The following is a 21,889-nucleotide window of genomic DNA, read 5'->3' as shown; positions in this document are numbered from 1 at the left end:
GCTCGCGCCCGACCAGCAGCACCGATCAGGAATGATCGGTTCTATCCTCGATCTGTCGGTTCGCTACCGTTGGGCAGTTGTGGTTATCGCTCTCGGCGTCGCGATCTGGGGTGCATTCAACCTCGCGCGTCTGCCGATCGATGCGGTGCCCGACATCACCAATGTGCAAGTGCAGATCAACACCGAGGCTCCGGCACTCTCTCCCTCGCAAATCGAAACGCAGGTTACCTTCCCGGTCGAAACCGGCATGGCGGGTATCGAAGGGCTGGAGATGACCCGCTCGATCTCTCGCAACGGGTTCAGCCAGGTAACCGCGATTTTCGAGGAGGGCACCGACCTCTATTTCGCGCGGACGCAGGTGGAAGAAAGGCTTGCTACACTTGCCGCCTCGCTGCCTGAGGGTGCCGAACCTTCGATGGGGCCAATCTCCACCGGGCTCGGTGAAGTCCTGATGTACACCGTCGAGTTCGATGGGGCCTACGGCAACGATACGCCGAGCGGCGGACCGATGGGATGGCAACCCGATGGAAGCTTCGTCACCGATGACGGTGAGGTGCTGGATACCGAGGTGGCGAGAGCGGCATACCTGCGTACTGTTCAGGACTGGATTGTAGCTCCGCTCATGCGATCGGCCGATGGAGTTGCGGGCGTCGATACGATTGGTGGCTACGTAAAACAGTATCTTGTGCAGCCCGATCCAGATCGCCTCGCGGGCTACGACGTTTCAATCGAGCAGGTCATCACGGCGCTTGAAGCCGCGAACCAAGCCGAAGGTGCGAACTTCGTCGAGCGCGCAGGGGAGGCCTTGCTCGCCCGGGTCGATGCACGGCTGGGTACCGTTGAAGATATCAAACAGGCCGTTGTCGCGACACGCGAGGGCATTCCCATTCGCGTGGCCGATATTGCCACGGTTGAAGTGGGCGGTGATCTGCGAACAGGCGCAGGTTCGCTCAACGGTGAAGAGGCAGTCATCGGCACAGTGTTGATGCGCGCGGGCGAAAATAGCCGCACGGTCGCCGCCGGTGCCGCCGAGCGACTGGAAGAAGTGCGCGGGTCGCTGCCCTTAGGAGTGACGGTGGAAATCGTCTACAATCGCTCCACTCTGGTGGACGCGACGATCAGGACTGTGCGCAACAACCTGACCGAGGGTGCGCTGCTGGTCATCGTGATCCTGTTTCTGCTGCTCGGCAATATTCGTGCCGCGATCATAGCCGCACTGGTGATCCCGCTTTCTATGCTGATGGCAGCCATTGGCATGAACCGGCTGGGCGTATCGGGCAATCTGATGAGCCTTGGCGCGCTCGATTTCGGGCTGATCGTCGATGGCGCCGTCATCATCGTTGAGAACAGTATCGCCCGTCTTGCCGCCAGGCAGGAGCATGAGGGCCGTCTGCTAACCCTGTCGGAGCGGCTCGTCGAGACACGCCTTGCCGCACAGGAAATGATCAAACCGACGGTCTATGGGCAAGCGATCATCCTGCTTGTCTTCGCCCCCTTGCTCACCTTCAGCGGGGTCGAAGGCAAGACCTTTTCGCCCATGGCCATCACCGTGATGCTCGCGCTGGCATCGGCCTTCATCCTCTCGCTCACCTTTGTGCCGGCAATGATTGCACTTTTGCTGAATAAAAAGGTGAGCGAGACGGAAATGAAGCCGATCCGCTTGGCCAAAGAGCGCTATGGGCCCCTGCTACGCAAGGCGCTCGCTCGCCCGTGGCCGGTAATCGGGACGGGTGTAGGAGTATTTGCACTCGCGGCGCTGGTCTTCACCTTTCTGGGGAGTGAGTTCACGCCGCAGCTCGATGAGAGGGATTTGGCGGTTCAATCGCTGCGTATACCTTCAACCCCGCTCGAGCGTTCACTCGATATGCAAAAGCAGGTCGAAGGCCGTCTCAAGCAGTTTCCGCAGGTCGAACTGGTCTTCTCCCGGACCGGGACGGCCGAAGTCGCGACCGATCCGATGCCGCCGAATATCTCGGACGCCTATGTCATCCTCAAGCCGAGAAACGAGTGGCCAGACCCCTCGCTTTCCAAGGATGATCTCGTTAGCGAGATGGAAGAAGCGCTCGGCGACCTCGTCGGCAATCTCTACGAATTCAGCCAACCGATCGAACTGCGCTTCAACGAACTGATCGCCGGTGTGCGCGGTGATGTCGCCGTGAAACTTTATGGTGACGATCTCACCGCCATGACGTCTTCGGCCAACGAAGTTGCGGCGATCCTTAATGGTATAGAGGGCGCAGCCGACGTGAAGGTTCAGCAGGTCTCGGGTTTCCCAACGCTCGACATCGCGTTCGACCGAGCGACAATCGGCCGATACGGACTGACGGTAGAAGATGTGGCGCAGTCGGTGGCTGTGGCGCTTGGTGGCCGTGAAGCCGGACTGGTGTTCGAGGGTGACCGCCGGTTCGATATCGTGGTTCGGTTGTCCGATGCCGATCGCAACGATTTCGATCAGCTCGGAACCTTGCCGATCGCACTCCCGAATGGAGACAGCGTTCCATTGCGCGCGGTTGCAGACTTCGAGGTGGTTGACGGTCTCGCGGAAGTTCGGCGAGAGCAGGGCCGCAGATTGGTAATCGTTTCCGCCAATGTGCGCGAACGCGACCTCGGTTCCTTCGTCAACGAGGCCCAGGCGGAAGTGGCGGCAAACGTCGATCTGCCGTCGGCCTCGTTCATCGAATGGGGCGGGCAATACCAGAACCTGCAGCAGGCACAGCAACGCCTCTTCATCGTGGTTCCGCTCGCTTTCGCGGTGATCCTTTTGCTCCTCTATGCGGCAGTGGGGAGTTGGACGTCAGCCTTGGCGGTGTTCAGCGCGATCCCGCTGGCTTTGGCCGGCGGTGTGTTTTTCCTCGCGCTTCGCGGCATGCCGTTCTCGATTTCCTCAGCCGTGGGCTTCATCGCTTTGTCCGGCGTGGCCACGCTCAATGGCCTCGTGATGATCACTGCCATCAAACAACGTTTGGAGCGGGGGCTGGAGCTGAGCGATGCGATCGTCGATGGTGCCCTGGCGCGTCTTCGCCCGGTCCTGATGACAGCGCTCGTCGCGTCGCTTGGTTTCGTCCCCATGGCACTGGCCACCGGGACTGGAGCCGAAGTGCAGCGACCGCTCGCTACCGTGGTGATCGGCGGCTTGATTACCGCAACCGCGCTGACGCTGTTCGTTCTACCCGCCATTGTCAGCCTGATCTTTAGGAAGACATTGCAGCAAGCAGCCGCTCCGGATGATGGCGAGACCATCGAAGCGCCGTCTCGTCCGCTGCAAGAAACGTGACGCAAGGCGAGAAGTTGGATTGAAGGTGAAAAAAGATGAGAAAATTCAAGATAGCAGTAGCGCTCGCCGGCCCTGGCATGATGGTCGGTCCGGCCCTGGCACAAAACGATGTCACACCAGCGCCTCTCGCCGGAGTGTGGAGCCTAGGGGAAACGGCGTCGTGCGAATCCGGTCCGGCATGGGTATTCTTTGCAGATGGCTATTACGCAGAAGTGCAGCTTCCGGACGGAGCGCCTGCTGCCCTGCGTATCTGGCGGGATGAGGGCGATGCAATCGCCTATACCCACGCGCATATGCCATTCGCAGGGCACGAACGGCCGATGAGGGTTCGTCATCTCACCATCGAAGAGCGCAGTTCCGAGCGGTTGGTCACGCGCAATTATCGCGGTGTGGCGCGTATTTTCCATCGCTGCCCGGCCACGTCGCTCAAAGCGCCCAAAGGGCAGAGCGGGCATTGATTGAAAATTGCTCACCGCTACCGGCTTGCACGTGTGAGACTGAGGTTGGGGAGTACGATTTAGGAGGTTCGGAATGAGCGGCGAAGGCGAGCTGCATCTTGAAACCGCAGACAAGCGAAGAACGCTATGGGTCGTTCTCTGGCTCAATGTCGCGCTGGCCGTAGGCTTCTTTATTTTCGGCTATTTCGCCGACTCGAACGCCCTCATCGCCAATGGACTGGACAACTCCTCTGACGCCCTCGTCTACGTCCTGAGCCTCCTCGCGCTTACACGAACACGCACATGGAAAAGAAACGCCGCGCGCTTGTCAGGCATTCTTCTTCTCGTGCTCGCAGGAGGCGTGATCGCCGATGCTATCCGACGTTTTGTGGAGGGATCGGAACCGGGCGGCATCATGATGATGGCCATGGCCGCGGTTGCTGCGGTGGTGAACCTAGTTTGCCTTCGCCTGCTTCAGAAGCTGCAGCAAAAGGACGTCAACTTACGCGCTGCAACAACCTTCAGCTTTAACGACTTCGTCGCCAACGGTGGCATTATTCTGGCAGGGATCATTGTCATGCTGACAGGCTCGAACTGGCCCGATCTTGTTGTCGGTGTCGCCGTTGCGGGGATCGCTCTTTACGGCGGCATCGATATCCTGCGAGACGCGCATATGGATAAGCACGATGAAGAGGGGACGGAACATCACAGGGGTGATGCGTTCCGCGAGCCATGAGGCGCTAGCGAAGTCGGTGACCCGACAATCGAGATAAATTCCACTGCACGAAGTGCGCTTCGCGACTATCGCGGCCAGTACTTCAGTGTTCAGTGTGGTTCAGCGAGGTCACTCAAAGCACCATGGGACCAAGACAGGCATGCTCGGCGCTGGCTGAAATTGTTTAGCTCGCGGTCTGGCTTACGCGCGTGGGAAACATCGGTTCTTCTGCCGAGTTTTGACATGGTGGACGGTCCATCAAGGGGCAGGAGCCCTGCCGTAATGAAGGTGAGATGCCGGCCAATTTATACTAGGGAATCGGTTCGTCGCGGAGGATGAACTGGTTACCGCAACCACCGGTGGTTGGGGGTATCGCTGGGGGTATTTTCGGGACGGAGAAATAAAGGGTCTTTGTTTATCAGGGGCTTATGCACTCCTTCTCGTTCCCTCCTCCGCTACCAACTTGGCGGGTGGTAGGCTTCCCAAGCTCCCGACAATGGCGCGTTTCTGCGGTTTCCGGTGTAAACTCGGCAGAGAGACACACCCTTCATTTCAATGGGTTGCGGAATCGGGGTAAACCGCTCCCTTTCTTGCGAACAGGGCAGCCTAGTGGGCATTGGACCGCTGAAAGCGGTCAATCCGTTAAAGGCCCTATCCTGACATCACGCTCGGCCCAACCTTACCATTGGGTCGTTGGCCGTAAGCCCGCTCTCGGAGCGATGCTTTGGGTTGCGGACTGACTGCTTTACGCTGCTTCCTCTGAAGGATCCTACGTCACGGATTGGGTGAAGACTCGGCATGATGCCAGTGAGCGCCATCGATCGATCCGTTGCGCTCGACAGCTTGACCAACCAGAAGCTTCGGGATCGCCCTGTCCCGATATTTGCATACGGGAATCGGTAGGCCTATCGCCGCAAGGTAATCGCCAGATCGCGGCGTGTTTCATCGGGGGCTGCACTCAAATGGACTTTGCGACATGGCGCACGGCCCTGTTGGCACTGGTTTTGTGCCTGGCCGGATGGGGCGCACCGGCGCTCGCGCAGGACGCGAGCGACACGGGACCAGAAGCCCAGGATGGCGGATCAGGTTTCCAGGCCCGCGTCGAGGACTTTGCCCGCCGGATCGGCGAAGCGAACGCAGCGCTCGATCCGCGCGGCGCGTATGAACACGCGCGGGCCTACCGCGATTACGTCCTCTCCGTCCGCAAGGCGACGCACCCCGACGCGCTTCAGGCAAGGCTGGTCGATCTCAGCGCCCGGCTCGAAGCGGGATATCTCAACACGACGCAGGCCGACAGCGACGCGCTGATCAAGGACAGCATCGCCGCTTTCGGTGAGAAAGACGTGCGCACCGGCCGCGCCTTCGAGATGGCCGGCGCCGCGCAGCTCGCCCACGGCGAAGGCCAGAAGGCGATGTTCCGCTTTGCGCGCGCGATGGACATTCTCGACAGCGCCCTTGGCCTCACCCATCCCGAAGCACTGGCCGCGCGGCAACGCTATATCGAAGGACTGCTCTTCACGGGCCGCGCAGCCGAAGCGATCCCCCTGCTGCTCGAAGCGCTCGAGTTGACCATCTCGGCCCATGGCCAGCAATCGCCCCTGACGATCCCCGTCGCGGCCAATCTGGGCGTCGCTCATTTCCAGCAGGGCAATGACGAAGAGGCGCTCAGGTACACGGAGGAAGCCCTTCTGGCGCATGACGAGGCTTTCGGACGCGCCCATCTCGGCACGCTGGCCCTGTGGCACAACTACGCGAGCCTGCTTGCATCGCTGGGGCGTTACGAAGAGGCGCGCCGCCAGATAGAGTACTTCATCGGCGCGTACGAAAAGAAGGTCGGACTTCAGCACCCCGATACGATCGCCGCTGCGCAGACCTATGTCGACGTGCTGGAGAAGACCGGCGAACCCGAGCGTGCGCTGCGGATTGCGACCGGGCTCTATCGCACGGCATTCCGGACATTCGGCGACGACGACCCGGAAACCGTCAACGCGCGGATCCGGGCCTACGAGCTGGAACTGCGGCACGAGGGATCGAGCGAGGATCTGGTCAAGAGGCTGTGGAGGGCCAATTTTTCGCTCGAAAAGCTCGAGCCCGCGCATCGCCCCTTCACCCGCACGCGGGTGCGGGGCTCCGCTTCCCATCGCTTCAAGATGCTGATGCTGGGCAAGGGGGTATCCGCAAGGCGCGCCGACCAGCGCGATCTGCCCTTCTTCGAAACCAATTTCCTGCGCGCCGAGGCGATGTGGTTCAACCCGCGAAGGACTGAACCGGAAGGGTCCGATGCCTATGATCGCCCGTATCCGACCGGTCCCAAGAGCGCGCTGATCGCGCTGCAGGACGCGATGCGTAGGCCGACTTCCGGTCCGGTCGCGCTGGCGCAGGCCCGTTTGCGCGCGGCGCTCGACGGCAACGAGGCGCTCCTTGCATCCTGGGAAAAGGAATCCGCCGAGCGCCTCGACCTGGAGCGCCGGCTGTTCGAGACCTTCGGCGGGTCGGACGAAGCGATCAGGAAAAGGGCGAACCTGCATTACCGTCTGGAACTGGCAGAAGCGTTCATCCGGGAAGACCAGGCCTTGATCGAGATGACGTCGCCGGGCTTTTTCAACGTGCTGAACAAGGGCGCGGTCGAATCCTACGTGCTCGATTTCCTCCTCGAGGATGACGAAGTCGTGCTCATGATCGTGCCCGGTCCCACCGCCACGCATGTCGTGGCCTGGAGCAACGCTTCCATCGCCTGGAACCGTTCCGACATGACCGCCCGGGAAGTGCAGTCCATCGTCGAAGAGTTGCGCGCGGGGCTGAGCGTCGATGGCTCGGGTCGGCTGGGCTATTTCGACATGGCCCTTTCGCACGAGCTTTACACGCGGCTGATCGAACCGGTGGCGCACGCGATGGATGGGCAGACCCATCTCTATTACATCGCGCACGGATCGCTCTCGACGCTGCCTCCCGCGGTCCTGCTTACCGAGGCGCCGCCTGAAGGCGCGGATTACAACGATCCGGCGGTCCTGCGAGAGGCGGCGTGGCTGTCCGACGCCTTCGCGCTGATCCAGCTGCCGACGCTCGAAACCCTTGAATTGCTGCGCGGTTCGGACACATTGCGGCGCAGGCTCAAGGAAAAAGAGGGCGGCGCCGGTTCCGGCAATCCGGCCTATTCGGGCTTTGGCGATCCCCTGCTTGCAGGCGAGGCCGCTTTGCGCGGGGTCGGCGGAGCGGTGTTGCGTGCGATCGATCCGGCCGCCTTCATTCCTTCAGGCGAAGGCGTCGAGGCCCGCTCCACCATCGATCCCGAACTCGTGCGGGCGATGCCGCGCCTGCCCGGTACGCGCCGCGAAGTCGAAGCGGTGCGCAGCGGGCTCGACGCTCCGGGCGACCTGGTATTCTACGACGACTCGATGACCGAGGCCCGGATCAAGCGAACCGACTTTACCGGCGTGGAAATCCTCCATCTGGCGACCCACGGGGTGACTGCCGCGCAAAGCCAGGGCCTGGCCGAGCCAGGCCTCATCTTCACGCCGCCCGCGCAATCGAGCGAGCTTGACGACGGCTATCTTTCGGCGGCCGAGGTGATCGGGCTCGACCTTTCTTCGGTGCGCTGGGCTATCCTGTCCGCCTGCAACACCGCCGCGCCGTCCGACCGCGCGGGCGAAGGCGGGTTCTCGGGGCTGGTGCGCTCGTTCTTCATGGCGGGGGCGTCGACGCTGCTGGTGAGCCATTGGCCGGTCTACGACGACGTCGCTGCGGAACTCGCCTCGCGCGCCGTGCGGATGAACGCGCAGGGGCTCACACGCGCGCGCGCCCTGCAGGAGAGCATTCTGCAGGTTCGGACGGACCCGAAGCTGGACGCTGCGCACCCGGCGGTCTGGGCGCCCTTCGCACTGGTGGGTGAGGGACGGTAGGCCTGCCCCGGCGACGGGCTTGCCGGGTGTCGGTCTGGAAACGGTTCGCGCTGGCCAAAAACCGCTGATCCGATAACGACCCCGAGAGCCACACCAGTCGGACTCCGCTCCGCCGCCGCCCCATATTGGGCATGACCGATCTTGCACAGCCTGTGCCATCGCTCTCATTCTGAACTGGCCCGTGCATGTTTGGGAGCAGGCGCAGATGAGATCGATTGCTTTGCCGCTGGTGGTGCTTCTCGTTGGAGCCGCCGACGCCGAAGGCACGGTTCGCTACGTCTGGGAGCCCGCGGAGCCTGAGGCCGAGCGGGGGGGCGAATAGATGGGCCGTCCTTCGCCAAGACTGCGCGGGGTCGGCCGTTCCGCACTTGTCGCAAGCATCCTGTGCACCGCTTTCCCGGCAGCGGCTTCGGGATCGCCAATCGCCCCGCAGCCCCTCGATCGGGCCTTGGCCGCGACCTCGTCCTCCGGTGACGAGACGCTCGCGGCACCGTCGTCGGGGGCCGGGATCGAAGGGGCGGACGATGCCGCACCCCGGCAGGATCGCGGCAGCGTCGAAACGGCACCGCCGAAGGGCGACAAGGACCTCACCTTCATAGTGAGCCCCTATGTCTGGATACCGACAGTGACCGGCAATATCGGCACCTCGGCGCAGGGGCTCGACTTCGCGCTCGATGCGGGCGACCTGCTCGACGTGTTCGAGTTCGGCGGGCTGATCCACGGTGAGGCGCGCCACAAGTCAGGCTGGGGCATCTCGACCGATTACATCTTCGCCAATCTCGGGGCCGGGGTCGATATCGTGATCGGCGACGTGGACGCGGACATCGATGCCGAGGTGCTCGAGCTGACGCTGGTCCGCCGGATCGACGCGGGCAGCGATGCGATCGATCTTTATGCGGGTATCCGGCGCTGGGACGCGGATGTCGCGATCGCGATCGAAACCTTCTTCTTCGACGACACCATCGTCACCGGCGACGAATGGACCGATCCGATCGTCGGCGCGCGCTACCAGCACGAATTCGCGCGCGACTGGCGGCTGCTGGTGCAGGGCGATATCGGCGGTTTCGGAGCGGGATCGGAATTCAGCTGGAACGCGGTCGCGGGGGTGTCCCATTCGCTTTCCGACAAGGCCTCGCTCCAGCTGGTCTACAAGACATTGAGCGTCGACCGGCAGAGCCCGGCGATCGGCAATGGCCCGCCGATCGATCTCGACATCACGATCACCGGCCCGCTGATCGGCTTCGCCTACCGCTTCTGACCTAGAATTCGAATTCCCGGTCGAGACATCCCTCGTCCTCGGCGGCGCTGTCGCGTCCCATCTCGTAGAACTGGTTCATCCGCTCGGTATCGAAGATTTCCGCGTCCTCGGCCGCGATGTCGTCCTCGATCCCGCACAGCGCGACCCGCACGCCGTTGCGCTCGCCGAAAAGCCGCAGGCCGGTGAGGAAGGTCTGGTCATGCGAGGTCAGCGTCACATCGATCGAGCGCTGGAGGATCGAGAGGGCATCCGCCCCGACGACCTCGAACTTGGGCTGGAGCCGCCCGTTGTAGAGGATCCAGATGTTGCGCTTTCCAGCGCGGGAATGGAGCCGGCGTTCGAGTAGTTCGAGCGGCAGGACGAAGAAGCTGCTGACGACACCGCCGTCGACGTGCATTTCCTCGAAGCTGCGCGTGCCGTCGTTCGCCTCGATGAAGACCGGCGGGAAGACCCCCGGAATGCTCGCCGAGGCGAGCAGCACCTGCCGGAACAGCGCATCGCCCCGCGGCGTCCCGCGCGCGGCGATCGCGCCCATGTCCCAGATCATCCCGCGCCCGCTGTCGAGCTGCGTCGTCATCACCAGCAGGCGCCGCCCCTTGCGATGTTCCGCCGCGATGCGTTCGAGAAAATCGCGCGTGGTGTATTTCGCGATCAGCTCCTGCAGCGGCTCGGTCCGGGCGAGGGCCGACTTGCCGAACAGGATGCCGAACGGGCGGCTGCGATAGATGTCGCCCGGCCCGATGCCTGTGTAGATCTCCTTGAGCGTCGCATCCTGCGACGACCCAAGAAAGGCGAAGGGCGCGATCAGCGCGCCCGTGCTTACCCCGGTGACGAGATCGAATTGCGGCCGCGAGCCCTTTTCGCTCCATGAATTGAGCAGCCCCGCCGTATAGGCGCCCTTGTCGGAGCCGCCCGATATGACGAGCATGTTCTCCGGCTCGGGCAGCCCGCTCGCCTTGCGGTCGGAATAGACCTCGGCGATCCACGCATCGTAGCGCGCCCGGTCGTTCCCGGCCCAGAAGCGGACGGCCGAGGCATCGTCCTCGCCGGGCAGGATCGCCGCGCTGGCCGAGGCGGGCTCGGTGTATTCGATGCGCTCCATCCCTGCGCAGGCCGATGCGAGGATGCACAGCAGGCCGAGCAGCGGCGATCTTGCGCCGCGAAGGGTCGAGCGCGCCCGGCGGGGCAGGGCCATGGCGGTTGGGGAAGTTGTCATCGTCACCTGAAGGGGTTCGCGGTCACGGGTCCGGTCGCCGGGCCGCGCGACCTCAGCCGCCTTGCGGCGCGGGCTGGGCTGATCTTATATGCACGTCCTGCTGCGGGAAAGGCATGGAAAGGCCGCGCTTGTCGAAGGCCTCCTTAACCTGCCGGGTCAGGTCCCAGTAGACATCCATGAAATCCTCGGCCCGCACCCACGGACGGCAGACATAGTTGACCGAGCTGGCGGCCAGCTCGTTCGCCGCCACCTGCGGTGCGGGCTCCGCGAGGATTTTCGGGTGCGCCGCGACGATGTCGTTGATCGTGTCGAGCACTTCCTGGATCGGGTCGTCATACGATGCGCCGAAGACGAGATCGACCCGCCGCACGTCGCTGACCGAGGCGTTGACGATCACGTTGCCCCAGACATTGCGATTGGGCACGATGATGATCTTGTTGTCGAGAGTGGCGATGGTGGTGGCGACGATGCTCACATCCTTCACCGTCCCGCTTACCCCGCCGACATCGATATAGTCGCCTTCATCGAAGGGCTGGTTGACGAGGATCATCAGCCCGCTCGCCAGATTGCCGAGCGTGTCCTGGAAGGCGAAGGCAAGAATGAACGAAGCCCCGCCGATAACAGCGAAAAGCGGGGTCACATCGATGTCGACCGAGGCGAGGACCACCAGAAGGCCGATGACGATGAACAGCCAGAAGAACGCCGCGGCGATGAAACCCTGAAGCAGTTTCGACAGTTTCGAAAACCGGCCGAGCCAGACGTGGACGATACCCCGCGCGATCCGGGCGACGAGCACGATCCCGGCAAGCGCGCCGAGAGCGATGCCGATCCGCACCAGCACCGCGATCCCGCCGTCTGCGCGGCCGAGCCAGGTGATGAAAGAGCCGACGAGCGCGGTGGTGCTGGCCTGCGAAGTTTCCTCGAACAGCACGGCCTTGCGATAGGCGCGCAGGTCCGCGACGCGGGCTTCGTCGCCGCCCTTCCGCTCGAAGGAATCGATCGCCATCGTGAACCGGGTCAGCAAGGCGGCGCGTTTTCCGACCAGATCGACCAGGCGTTCGAAGCGGGGATCGCCCTTTTCGGCCGGGTTGCGGGCGATATCGGCCTGCACATCGGCGATCTCCTGCGTGGCGGCGCGCACATTGGCGAGCCATGCGTCGGTGACCTGTGCCAGTTCCTCCTTGGTCAGAGGGATAAGCAGGTGCGAAAGTTCCTCTATGGTCACGGACGGATCGGTTACGCGATCGGGGACAGCCGAGGACGGCTCGCCCGCGTCTGCATCGGCCTCGGCCTCGGCCTCGGCCCCAACCGTCTCGGGGGGCGCTTCCACGGCTTCCTGGGAGAACGCGGTTCCGGGCAGCAAAGCGAGCCACAGGCCCGCCATCAAGGCCAGCAATCGACGCGTCATCATGCCTTTGTGGAGCCTCATTCCTTGCTCATCAGGTATTCCGCCACCGCCTGGTAGGCGGGCAGCGAGGTCGGATCGATCCGCCCGTTCTGCGCGGCGGGGAAGGAGGCGAAGCGCACCAGCACCATCTCGGCGGTCGGATCGACATAGATCGTCTGCCCATGGACCCCGCGTGCCGCATAGGCGCCGTGCTCGTTATGGAACACCCACCACTGGCTGGTGTAGCTGCCGCCCGGAATGGTCGGGAAACCGGCGAATTTCGAACGGTCACCGCCTTTCGCGATCCGCTCCGCGACAGAGGCGGGGAACAGCCGCTCGCCATTCGCCTCACCCTTGTTGAGCATCAGCAGGCCGAGCCGACCGAGATCGCGCAGTCCCGCCGAAATGCCGCCGCCCGCAAACGGAACGCCCTTGCCGTCGACCGTCTGGTAGGCATCCTGTTCGGCCCCCATCGGTTTCCACAGGCGCTCCGAAGCAAGTTCGGTCACCGATTTCCCGCTCACACGCGAGATGATCCAGCCGAGCATGTCGGAATTGATCGTCTTGTAATGGAAGCTGTCGCCGTGGCGACCTTCGGGCTCGACCTGCTGGAGATACTCCCAATAGCCGTCCGGCCCCTCGTAATCGGCAGGCTTGGGCAGCGGGCTCGCCGCCCTCGAATAGAGCCAGATGTCGGCGTTTGGGTCCGAATAATCCTCGGAATACTTGACCCCCGTAGTCATGTCCATGACCTGCCTGACGGTCGCATTGGCAAAGGCGCTCGAACCGATTTCCGGGATGATCTCGCGCACGAGCTTCGTCTCGTCGAGCTTGCCCTCGGCGACGAGGATCTGGGCAAGCAGGCCCGTCACCGATTTCGTCATCGACATCGCCGCGTGCTTTCCGTCTTCCTCGAGACAGCCGAAATAGCGTTCGTAGACGACCTCGCCCTTGTGCAGGATTAGCATCCCGTCGGTGTAATTGGCGTAGAGCGATTGCTCCCACGTCATCGGCTCGCTCGCATTTATCGGCATGAACGTGAGTGCGTCGATCTGCGCGCGTTCCTCGGCGAATTCGGCGGGCGAGGGATAGGCGAGCGGCGAGGGCGCGCCGGTCCCGCGGCTGATCTGTTCGGTCGGCAGGAACTCGCGCAGGTGGCAGACCGACCAGCGCAGGCGCGGGAAGCTGAAATAGACCGAATCCGGCTGGGTGATGATCTTGTCCGCGGGCGGCGGAAAGCCCTCCATCCAGCCCATCACGCGCGGGTCGGATTCCTGCGCCGAAAGGGGCGGCTGGCCCTGCTGCGCGGCGGCAGGCAGGGCGAGCGCGGCGGCAATCGCCGCGACGATACCGAGCCTGGGGCCGAGCTTGGGAAGATTGGCGAACCTGGGCATCATCATCCTTTCGGTATGGGATCAATCGTCGTCGGTGATCGCGGCGATCACGCCCACGACAGCCGCGCCGACCAGCGCGCCTTTCAGCACGTCGGCCCCGTCATTGTCGCGGCGCCGGTAATAGCGCCGAAGGTAGTCGTTCCTCCCCCAGTATCGTCCGTCGCGATACCAGCGGCCATTGCCGCGATAGAACCGGTCGTAATATTCCTCGCGGATTTCCCGGCTGACTTCGCGCCTTGCCTCGCGCCGTTCGCGGGCGACTTCGCGATTGGCCTCGCGATACTCGCGTTCGGCGCATTTGCGGGTCTTGCAGCGCATGATCTCGCGCGCCGCTTCGCGCCGTTCGCGGGCGACCTCGCGGTTGGCTTCGCGGATTTCCTCCCTGATCTCCCAGCTTCCGCGCGCCTGCGCGTTGGCCTCGTGCGGAGCGGCGAGGGCGAGGAGCGTGATGGCGGCGAATGCGCCGGCGATTTTCGCCTGCATGGTTCAGGCTCCTTCCACTGCGCTGCGATACTTGGCCGACCGGGTCTCGTACTGGCTCAGGACTTCGGCGCAGTTCTCCCGCTCGATCTCGACGCTGGTGCCGTAGCCGAATGCGGAGGAGAACAGGAACGCGCGGTCGACGCCGAGGAGGCGTGCGATCGACGCATTGATCTCGAGCACGTCGCGTTCGAAGGCGACCTGCTGATCCTCTGCGACGCAGCCGCGCGACAGCCCGGCGATGTATCCGAAATTCTTGAGCCCGTTGTCGATCCGCGCCTCCAGCTCGTCGCGGTCGTCGACGCCCTGCTGCATCTCCGCGGGCGCATAGGCGGTCTGTGCGGCGGCCGAGGGGGCGTTGAGGGCGAGGAGCCCGAGACTGGCTATGCCGGCCGTGAGAAACTTGTTCATGTCGTGACCTTTCATCATGCCGTGTGTTCGATGGATGCGCGTTTCCAAAAGAGGTCTGCGGTTGCCCGACTAGTAGACCGAGAACCCGCCGTCGGTATTGTAGGTCGCCCCGGTGATGTTCGATGCCTCGGGCGAGAGCAGGAAGAGCATGATCGCGACCTGTTCGGCCGAGGTCGAACCCATCTTGTTCTGGTCGCTGTACTGCAGGAGGCTCTCGATCTTGGCGAGCGAGATGCCCGAGTCCTTGAACCCGGTGCCGATCCGCTGGCGGATGATCTCGAAGGCGCGCTTGAACATCGGAGTGATCGTCGTGCCCATGCCGGTCGAATTCACCCGGATCCCGTAAGGCGCGTAATCGATCGCCGCGTTCTTGGTGAGGCCCTGCACCGCGTGCTTGGAAGCGACATAGGGCGGTGTCCCGCCGAAACCGCGAATGCCCGCGACCGACGCGATGTTGACGATCGAACCGCCGGTGTTCTGCTTCATCATCTGCCGCAGTTCGTGGCGCATCGAATAGAAGGTGCCCGTGACATTCACCTCCATCACGCGGTTCCAGTAGGGATCGCCCGCTTCGTGGATGCGCGCCATGAGCCGGTCGCGCTGGTTGGGGTAGTCGATCTCCTCGTCGGGATGCAGCGCGTCCATCACGCCTGCATTGTTGATCGCCGCATCGAGGCTGCCATAGGTCTCGACGCAGTAGCTGACCATCCGCTCGCAGTCGGAATCCCTGGTGATGTCGCCGGGGACGAAAGCCGCGTTCAGGCCCTCGGCCCGGATCGATTCGATCGTTTCCGCGCCGAGTTCCTCGAGAATGTCGAGGCCGACGACATTGGCGCCTTCCCGCGCAAGCCGCCGCGCCGCGTCGGCCCCCATCCCGCGCGCGCAGCCGGTGACGATGACGTTCTTGCCAGCGAACCGGCCGGGCATGAAATAATCGTCGGGAACGCGCGCGATGTTCATCCTGCCCGGCACGTCGGGGTCGGCGGGGTCCCAGGGAAAGGCGTATTCGTCGAGCGCGATGTTGAGCGCATCGTTCAGTTCCGCAGCCTCGGCTTCGGTCAGCATGATGCCGCCCGTCCCGCTTGCGACCGTCGCGATCCCGAGCGTCTTGAGCATGTCCCTTCTTTTCATGTCACTCCTCCTGTCCGATCCGATCCCGGCTCAATAAGCGGTCCAGCCGCCATCCGTGGCGTGCGTGGCGCCGGTGATGTTGCCCGCCTCGGGCGAAAGCAGGAGGCACATCATGCTGACCTGCTCGGCGATGGTGGCCGGGCGGTGCTCCCGGTCGGCATAGGCAAGCGTGCTCTGGATCTTGATCCGTCCCATCCCCGGATTGGGCGCCCCGCTGCGGTTCTGCGCGGCGACCAGCGCCCCGGCGCGCGCGATCATGTCCGTATCGGTCGCCGCCATGTTCACCGAGTTCACCCGGATCCCATATGGCGCGTAATCGATCGCCGCGTTCTTGGTCATGCCGTTCACCGCGTGCTTCGAGGCGACGTAGGCCGGGTTCCCCGGGAGGCCGGTCAGACCTGCAATCGAAGCGACATTCAGGATCGCGCCGCCGCGCCCCTGGGCCAGCATCCGGCGCAGTTCGTGCCGCATCGAGAAGAACACGCCCTTGACATTGGTCTGGAAGACATTGTCCCAGTAGCGCTCGGTCGCTTCGTGGAGCGGGGCGAAGATGAGGTCTTTCTGCGCGGCGTAATCGATCGGCTCGCCTGAAAAGACACCGTCCATCACGCCCGCATTGTTGAGCGCGGCATCGAGCCCGCCGAAGGCTTCGACCGCGACCTCGACCATGCGCCGGCAGGTGCTATCCTCGCCGACGTCCCCGGCGACGAAGCGGGTCGCGTGGCCTTCCCGCGCGATCTCGGCCATCGTCGCGCGGCCTTCCTCCTCGAGCCAGTCGACGCCGACGACATTTGCCCCTTCGCGCGCCAGCCTGAACGCGGCGCCCCGGCCCATGCCGCGCGCGCAGCCGGTGACCAGCACGGTCTTTCCCGCGAACCGGCCGGGGGTGAAGTAATCTTCGGACAGGGGGGCGATGTCGCAGCGCCCCGGAACCGCGCTCTCGCCGTCGGGCCAGGGTTCGCCATAAGGGCCGCTCGTCATCGCATCAGGAGTGCCTTTCCCGGACGCGGGCGCCGCCGCGATCCCTGAAAGAACCGCGCCCCCCGCGATCCCGCCTGCCGACTTGAGAAGATCGCGCCTGTCCATCGCCCCCTCCTCAGAACGCGTAACGCACGAACAGCATGGTGCTGAGCCAGCCCTTCTCGGCTCCGGCCAGGGCCGCTTCGACCGCATCGCCGGGCCAGGTGTAGGCGACGTGGCCGTGGACATAGAGATTGCGGCTCGCGAACCATTTCGCGGTCATGTTCGCTTCGTATCCGTATTCCTTGTCGCTGAGGAACGTGAGCGCCGGATTGCCGCCGATATTGTTCAGGCTGTCGGCACGGAAAGCCCATAATTGCGGGACGAGTTCGATCATCCGCATCGGCCGCAGGCGGCCCTGGATGCGGTGGGCGATGACATTGCTGTTCTGCACCACCTTGAAGTGGTTCGCGCCCTGCACCCACTGTTCGCCCGTCCCGCCGGAAAGCATCGGATCCCATCGTTCGAAAGTGGCGGTGTCGGGATCGTCGCCGCTGAACTTGGAGACCCGGTAGCTGATAGCCGGAGACCATTTCGCGCGCGGGAAGCTGTAACCGACCTCGGCCCACCCGGCATGGGCGCTCATGTCGAAATTGGCGTTGTCCTGGAACGCGATCTCCCCGCCGAAGAACGGGCCCTGTGCGCCGGGACCATTGGGGACATAATTGAAGCGCGCATCATAGACCCGCAGCCCTTCGCGCGTGCCCGCGATGCCTCCGACGGGCGAGAAATAGTTGAAGTCCGATTCAGGCGACGTGACGAAGCTCGTTCCGACGGTCAGGTTCGCGCTAGGCTGGAACTCGAGATTGACGCCCGCATAGCTCGTCCGCGAATCCACGATCGGCAGCTCGTCCGGATCGAGGTAGAAGACCTCGAGCATCGTGTTGTTCCAGCGCAGCCGCGCCAGGCCGAGGAAGTCGGAGGCCCAGCGCGCGTTCGCCTGAAGCGCGGCCCGGTCCGATCCGTTGGCGGCGGTGTTCGCGATCAGGAACCCGTTCGCAAGGGTGAAGCGCTGCCGGCCGGCGGTGACATTGTAGGAGAACCGGTTGCCGTCCTCGTCCGTGTTCCCGCCGACGATCCCGACATAGGCGTCTTCGATCCCCGTAAAGCTGCGGCTTTCGTCGCTGAACAGCTCCTGCCCGACCGAGGCTGCCGTGATCGCGCTGACCCCGGCATAGACATAGGTCCCCTCGTTGAGAGGCGTGATCCCGTAGATGCCGTAATGGGCATAGGCTTCGACCCAGTCGTCATAGCCTTCGCCCGCCGGCTCCCCGGCGACGAGAGGATTGCCCGCGAGCAACTGGTCGGGCTCGCCATACCAGGCGTTGTTGTTCGAATAGTAGAGCCCGAACAGGTCGAGCTTGAAGCGGACATAGGTCCCGTCCTTTTCGTAAAGGGTCGGGAACTTTCCGCCGAAAGCCATGCCGCGCCCCTCGGGCGCCGCGGTTTCGCCGATCGTGACTTCGACGATGATGTTGAGACCGCCGGTCGCGGCCGGCTCGATATCGTATTTCAGCCCGCCGACATCGCGGATACGGCGGGCCTGGGCGAGCTGGAAATCGAGTTTCTGCTGCGAGAACCGCTCGCCCGGGAACACCGACACGGCGCGCCGGACGCCGTCTTCGATACGATCGTTGAGCGCCTCGTCTTGAGAAGGGTTGGCGATCCGGATCTGGACCGTCTCGATCACCTCGTTGGTGTAAGGGTCGGTGCCTGCCACGTTCTGCGCAGAAAGCACCGCGCCGGGCATTGCGGGAACGAAAGCGAGCAGTCCGGCGAGCGCGGCTCGCAGCGCGAGCCCGGTGCGCCGCCGGGCCACCGGCCGCTCGCTTCCGGCGGCTCGCGCTGCAGGCGCACAAGGGCTGGCGGCGTCGGTCCCATCGCTTGAGAGACCGACGCCCGGCAGCCCGGCTTGAACCGAAGCAGCCTCGACGGTGCGTGCCTCGAAACGGGCGCCGGGCATGAAACGGAATTCGAGCTGCCATGAAGAGGGAGCAAGAGTTGCTGCGCGATGCCTGCCATTCGCACGCGGCGAGACATTCTGAAAGGTCGGGGTCTTGCCGGGTGCCGCAGGAGCCGGTGCGACAGCCGGGCCACCGGTCACGGTGCCCCGGCCAGATTGATCGTGTTTCAAGATGCCCTCCGCCCGGCAAAATCCCTGACGACAAATCAACGATCTGCCCGGCAGCTTGCAATCCGTAGATTGCCCAAATTGGGCGCATCGCGTAAGCTTCGTGCGGGAGAGGGTAATATGAAGACGGCAGAAGAACGCTTCGGACAGATCTGGCCGGTCCATGTCGATGCCCTGATCGTCCTGATGAGCCGCTTGCGAGCGGCTTTCGGCGGGGATCTCGACGCGGCGCTTATCATGGCGGTGATCGGCTCGGCAGCGCTCCCGCGCGACCGCGTGCCTCCTGATCTGAGCTATGAAGTATTCGTCAACATGACGCGGCCCAAGGGGTTCGACGTCCCGCTCAACACGCACTCGATCGCCCAGATCACCGGGATCCCCCGCGAAACCGTGAGGCGCAAGGCGGAGCGTCTTCATGCACGCGGATGGATCGAACGGGGAGCGGGCGGATACTGGAAAGTGACCGAGAGCGGCACACAGGAACTTGAGCCGATGACGCAGTTCTCGCTCGACTACCTGACCGCGCTGTGTCGAGTCATCGAGGAGCAAGGCGGCCAAGGCCGTGTCGCTGCCGAATGAAGTATGGTCGGCGTCGCGCGGCAGGCGCTATCCGGCAAAGCAATCACCTGCGGCAACCACGTAGACACGTCTATGCCTTCATTCCCACTTGAATCATAATCCGCGTGTCGGGGGTTCGAGTCCCTCCTGCTCCGCCAGCTTCCCGTCCAGAGCTGTCCAAACTGCTCCGAATGGGCTTCAAAGCCTTTACAAAAGCGCGATTTTTCCTCTTATCCTTTCCAACCCAATCCGACCCTAGCCAAACGCAGCTAGGGGTAGATCGGGGGTAACGTTTTCTCACGGTTGGGGGTATTGGATGCTTACGGACAAGGCAGTGCGCGCAGCCGCGCCCAAGGAAAAGGCTTACAAAATTTCGGACAGCAACGGTCTGTTCCTTCATGTCAGCCCCAAGAATCACAAAAGCTGGCGTTTCAAGTTTCGCTACGATGGCAAGGAACAGCTTCTGACCCTTGGCGCCTATCCGGAGGTCTCGCTGGCCGAAGCACGCGAGAAGCGCAATGACGCCAGGAAGTTGCTGCGCGATGGTCGAGATCCACGTCATGCAGCCAAACGTGCAAAGCTCGTTGGAGACAACGGGAGGTTCAGCACGTTTGAGGACGCAGCCCGTGAGTGGCACGCGAAGCGATTGCCGTCGTGGAAGCCGGTCCATGCAAATGATGTCATCACCAGTCTCGAACGCGACATCTTCCCGCATCTCGGCAACATGCCGATGGATGAAATCGACAAGCCGCTCCTGTTGTCGGTGCTGAAGAAGATCGAGGCGCGCGGTGCGATCGAAACGGCCCGCAGGATCAAACAGCGCGTCGCGTCGGTCTACAAATATGTCAATGCACACGGGGCTAAGCTCGAAAACCCGGCCATCGACATCAATGACGCACTCGCGCCTTTGCCGCCGTCAAAGCGGTATCCTGCCCTCCTCGAAGTCGATGCCATCAAAATCATGCTTGGCGACATTGATCGAGCGGGGGCCTCACCAGTTACGCGGCTGGGAGCCCGCTTCCTGGCTCTCACGGCCCAACGCCCTGGCATGGTCCGGCACATGGAATGGGGCGAGATCAGCGGCGTTGACTGGGGAGAACCCGGGGAGCCGGTCGGGGAAGCGATGTGGACCGTCCCGGCAGAGAAGATCAAGCAAGAGCTACGACTGCGAAGCGACGAGGCATTCGAGCACAAGATCCCGCTGTCACGGCAGGCGGTCGAAACGCTGCGAGCCGTCCGGCTGCTTACGGGTCGTGCACCTTATGTCTTTCCCAATGCCCGTAGCGGAACGGCACCCATGACCGAGAATGCGATCGGCTATCTCTACAATCGCGAGGGATACAAGGGGCGCCATGTGCCGCATGGCTGGCGCTCGAGTTTCTCGACGATCATGAATGAGCAGGGCGAACGGGAACTGGGAACCGACTTAAGGCTGCTCGCCGACCGTCTTATCATCGATCTCATGCTGGCGCATACACCCGCCGGAATGAGCGCGACCGAACTGCGCTACAACCGGGCCCGCTACATGGACCGTCGGCGGGAGTTGGCACAGCGATGGGCGGATATGATCATGGAAGGCGCGCTCCCTCCTGAAGAAATCATCGACAGCCCTCGTCGCAAGCGGCGCTAATCTATTGGCTTGCGGCCCCGTGCCGCTTTTTCCTCGACCCAGGCCAGGACGGCGCTTTTCTTCCAAACAGCCCTGCCGCCGAGCAGGATGTTTTGCGGGAAGCCGTCACTTTCGATCTTGGCATAGATGGAACTGCGTTTGAGTTTGATGAGTGCCTCGACCTGCGGCAGCGTGAGCAATTCGTCTCCAGCCGTAAGCGACTGTGATAGGCTTAACGCGGCATCAGGCTCGGCTCGTTTCGTTTGGGGCTCAAGGACAGCTTTGACCCTCCGCGCTGCGACCGCTTGGGAAGCGCGTAATTGAGGGTCGAGCGCCTCATCCAATTCGCGATCATTGAGCGGGCCGGGTGGCTTCAAGCCGGCGAGCCATTCCTCGAAGCGCGCTGTATCGACGAAGATCCGATGACTTTGTGGTGCTTGCACGTTCGCCCAATCAGCGGCGTTGTAAGTCCCGGTCGCGAACCGCGGAAGGGGGTCGTCGATTTCCCAATGCTCAGGGGGAATGGCGACGGTTTCGCCTCCACCTATCGGACGCGCGAAAGTGGCGATTTTGCCCAAGACAAACTGCTTGGTAAGGAACGCTGCGTCGAGCTGGACTAAGCGCCGGCAAACATCGTTCTCGCCCTCATCGGTCGGAGCTTCAAATATCTCCGGAAGTTCATGCGGCTGGAAGCCAGCTTGGCAGCGGACGAGATCGCCGAAAGCTTCGATCAGCGAGCATCGTCCAGCAGAAACGATCGGTTCCTGGACAGCATACGCAGCCCACGGTCTCGTCGGCATCGAAGCTTACCACCTTCCTTCATGTTGTTTCGTCGAGAGTATCCCAGAAATTCTTGCTCGATAGAAGCATGATTACCCATGGATGCGTAGTCGAGCTGTAATGCGTTCTGGGTGGCTAACTGTCGCTTTGCACGTGCCGCAGGCTATGTCGACGTCCGCAGGATTCCAT

At 63.1% G+C, this 21,889-nt stretch carries 16 protein-coding genes; 7 read left to right on the top strand and 9 right to left on the bottom strand.

Features of this window, described 5'->3' with window-relative positions; all coding sequences use genetic code 11:
* The first annotated feature begins 31 nt into the window (after nt 1-31).
* The 5 genes from G9473_RS06675 to G9473_RS06655 all read left to right on the top strand — a co-directional run bounded on the left by G9473_RS06675 (nt 32) and on the right by G9473_RS06655 (nt 9,583).
* Entirely contained in the window at nt 32-3,274 is a 3,243-nt protein-coding gene (locus G9473_RS06675) for a CusA/CzcA family heavy metal efflux RND transporter (RefSeq protein ID WP_051699723.1), read from the top strand.
* Nucleotides 3,275-3,309: 35 nt separating this feature from the next.
* A complete protein-coding gene (locus tag G9473_RS06670; RefSeq protein ID WP_247271578.1) occupies nt 3,310-3,732 on the top strand; it encodes a hypothetical protein in 423 nt (140 codons plus the stop codon).
* Nucleotides 3,733-3,805: 73 nt separating this feature from the next.
* Nucleotides 3,806-4,447: a cation diffusion facilitator family transporter gene (locus tag G9473_RS06665; protein ID WP_051699725.1), complete on the top strand. Its 642-nt coding sequence runs from the start codon at nt 3,806-3,808 to the stop codon at nt 4,445-4,447.
* Between the two features lie 941 nt (nt 4,448-5,388).
* On the top strand, nt 5,389-8,325 hold the full coding sequence (locus G9473_RS06660) for a CHAT domain-containing tetratricopeptide repeat protein (protein ID WP_291137561.1): 2,937 nt from the start codon (nt 5,389-5,391) through the stop codon (nt 8,323-8,325).
* A gap of 448 nt (nt 8,326-8,773) precedes the next feature.
* On the top strand, nt 8,774-9,583 hold the full coding sequence (locus G9473_RS06655) for a hypothetical protein (protein ID WP_291137558.1): 810 nt from the start codon (nt 8,774-8,776) through the stop codon (nt 9,581-9,583).
* A gap of 1 nt (nt 9,584) precedes the next feature.
* Here the strand turns inward: G9473_RS06655 and G9473_RS06650 are convergent, their stop codons facing one another.
* The 8 genes from G9473_RS06650 to G9473_RS06615 all read right to left on the bottom strand — a co-directional run bounded on the left by G9473_RS06650 (nt 9,585) and on the right by G9473_RS06615 (nt 18,441).
* Nucleotides 9,585-10,799, bottom strand: a complete 1,215-nt coding sequence (locus tag G9473_RS06650) for a patatin-like phospholipase family protein (protein ID WP_291137555.1) — start codon at nt 10,797-10,799, stop codon at nt 9,585-9,587.
* Between the two features lie 52 nt (nt 10,800-10,851).
* Nucleotides 10,852-12,228, bottom strand: a complete 1,377-nt coding sequence (locus G9473_RS06645) for a mechanosensitive ion channel family protein (RefSeq protein WP_291137552.1) — start codon at nt 12,226-12,228, stop codon at nt 10,852-10,854.
* A complete protein-coding gene (locus tag G9473_RS06640; RefSeq protein WP_291137549.1) occupies nt 12,225-13,586 on the bottom strand; it encodes a serine hydrolase in 1,362 nt (453 codons plus the stop codon). The genes G9473_RS06645 and G9473_RS06640 overlap by 4 nt, the downstream gene beginning before the upstream one ends.
* Before the next feature lie 15 nt (nt 13,587-13,601).
* Entirely contained in the window at nt 13,602-14,063 is a 462-nt protein-coding gene (locus G9473_RS06635; protein ID WP_291137546.1) for a hypothetical protein, read from the bottom strand.
* 3 nt (nt 14,064-14,066) lie between these two features.
* The gene (locus tag G9473_RS06630; RefSeq protein WP_291137544.1) at nt 14,067-14,471 is read right to left on the bottom strand and encodes a hypothetical protein; all 405 of its coding nucleotides are present in this window, start codon (nt 14,469-14,471) and stop codon (nt 14,067-14,069) included.
* A gap of 69 nt (nt 14,472-14,540) precedes the next feature.
* On the bottom strand, nt 14,541-15,602 hold the full coding sequence (locus G9473_RS06625) for an SDR family NAD(P)-dependent oxidoreductase (protein ID WP_291137542.1): 1,062 nt from the start codon (nt 15,600-15,602) through the stop codon (nt 14,541-14,543).
* Between the two features lie 30 nt (nt 15,603-15,632).
* Nucleotides 15,633-16,583 carry an SDR family NAD(P)-dependent oxidoreductase gene (locus G9473_RS06620; protein ID WP_291137539.1) on the bottom strand — a complete coding sequence of 317 codons (951 nt, stop codon included), beginning with the start codon at nt 16,581-16,583 and terminating at the stop codon, nt 15,633-15,635.
* A gap of 115 nt (nt 16,584-16,698) precedes the next feature.
* Nucleotides 16,699-18,441, bottom strand: coding sequence for an alginate export family protein (locus tag G9473_RS06615; protein ID WP_291137537.1), 1,743 nt, complete (start codon nt 18,439-18,441; stop codon nt 16,699-16,701).
* Between the two features lie 432 nt (nt 18,442-18,873).
* Between G9473_RS06615 and G9473_RS06610 the strand changes: the two genes are divergently transcribed.
* Together G9473_RS06610 and G9473_RS06605 are read left to right on the top strand one after the other, a co-directional pair.
* The gene (locus G9473_RS06610) at nt 18,874-19,332 is read left to right on the top strand and encodes a helix-turn-helix domain-containing protein (protein WP_291137535.1); all 459 of its coding nucleotides are present in this window, start codon (nt 18,874-18,876) and stop codon (nt 19,330-19,332) included.
* 295 nt (nt 19,333-19,627) lie between these two features.
* The gene (locus tag G9473_RS06605) at nt 19,628-20,941 is read left to right on the top strand and encodes an integrase arm-type DNA-binding domain-containing protein (protein ID WP_291137533.1); all 1,314 of its coding nucleotides are present in this window, start codon (nt 19,628-19,630) and stop codon (nt 20,939-20,941) included.
* On the opposite strand, the gene G9473_RS06600 is transcribed toward G9473_RS06605, so the two are convergent.
* Nucleotides 20,938-21,720 (bottom strand): AlpA family transcriptional regulator, encoded by a 783-nt coding sequence (locus G9473_RS06600; protein ID WP_291137531.1) that lies wholly within the window; start codon nt 21,718-21,720, stop codon nt 20,938-20,940. The two genes, G9473_RS06605 and G9473_RS06600, sit on opposite strands and share 4 nt — an antisense overlap.
* Between the last annotated feature and the right edge of the window lie 169 nt (nt 21,721-21,889).

It is taken from the genome of Erythrobacter sp., from assembly GCF_011765465.1.
Lineage (GTDB): Bacteria > Pseudomonadota > Alphaproteobacteria > Sphingomonadales > Sphingomonadaceae > Erythrobacter.
This window is presented reverse-complemented; position numbering and strand designations above follow the sequence as displayed.

Excerpts from the sequence above, each read along its gene's own strand:
- G9473_RS06665 (WP_051699725.1), top strand. The coding sequence starts at position 3,806 with ATGAGCGGCGAAGGCGAGCTGCATCTTGAAACCGCAGACAAGCGAAGA.
- G9473_RS06675 (WP_051699723.1), top strand. The coding sequence starts at position 32 with ATGATCGGTTCTATCCTCGATCTGTCGGTTCGCTACCGTTGGGCAGTT.
- G9473_RS06670 (WP_247271578.1), top strand. The coding sequence starts at position 3,310 with ATGAGAAAATTCAAGATAGCAGTAGCGCTCGCCGGCCCTGGCATGATG.
- G9473_RS06625 (WP_291137542.1), bottom strand. The coding sequence starts at position 15,602 with ATGAAAAGAAGGGACATGCTCAAGACGCTCGGGATCGCGACGGTCGCA.
- G9473_RS06645 (WP_291137552.1), bottom strand. The coding sequence starts at position 12,228 with ATGAGGCTCCACAAAGGCATGATGACGCGTCGATTGCTGGCCTTGATG.
- G9473_RS06605 (WP_291137533.1), top strand. The coding sequence starts at position 19,628 with ATGCTTACGGACAAGGCAGTGCGCGCAGCCGCGCCCAAGGAAAAGGCT.
- G9473_RS06650 (WP_291137555.1), bottom strand. The coding sequence starts at position 10,799 with ATGACAACTTCCCCAACCGCCATGGCCCTGCCCCGCCGGGCGCGCTCG.
- G9473_RS06600 (WP_291137531.1), bottom strand. The coding sequence starts at position 21,720 with ATGCCGACGAGACCGTGGGCTGCGTATGCTGTCCAGGAACCGATCGTT.
- G9473_RS06640 (WP_291137549.1), bottom strand. The coding sequence starts at position 13,586 with ATGATGATGCCCAGGTTCGCCAATCTTCCCAAGCTCGGCCCCAGGCTC.
- G9473_RS06660 (WP_291137561.1), top strand. The coding sequence starts at position 5,389 with ATGGACTTTGCGACATGGCGCACGGCCCTGTTGGCACTGGTTTTGTGC.
- G9473_RS06635 (WP_291137546.1), bottom strand. The coding sequence starts at position 14,063 with ATGCAGGCGAAAATCGCCGGCGCATTCGCCGCCATCACGCTCCTCGCC.
- G9473_RS06610 (WP_291137535.1), top strand. The coding sequence starts at position 18,874 with ATGAAGACGGCAGAAGAACGCTTCGGACAGATCTGGCCGGTCCATGTC.
- G9473_RS06620 (WP_291137539.1), bottom strand. The coding sequence starts at position 16,583 with ATGACGAGCGGCCCTTATGGCGAACCCTGGCCCGACGGCGAGAGCGCG.
- G9473_RS06630 (WP_291137544.1), bottom strand. The coding sequence starts at position 14,471 with ATGAACAAGTTTCTCACGGCCGGCATAGCCAGTCTCGGGCTCCTCGCC.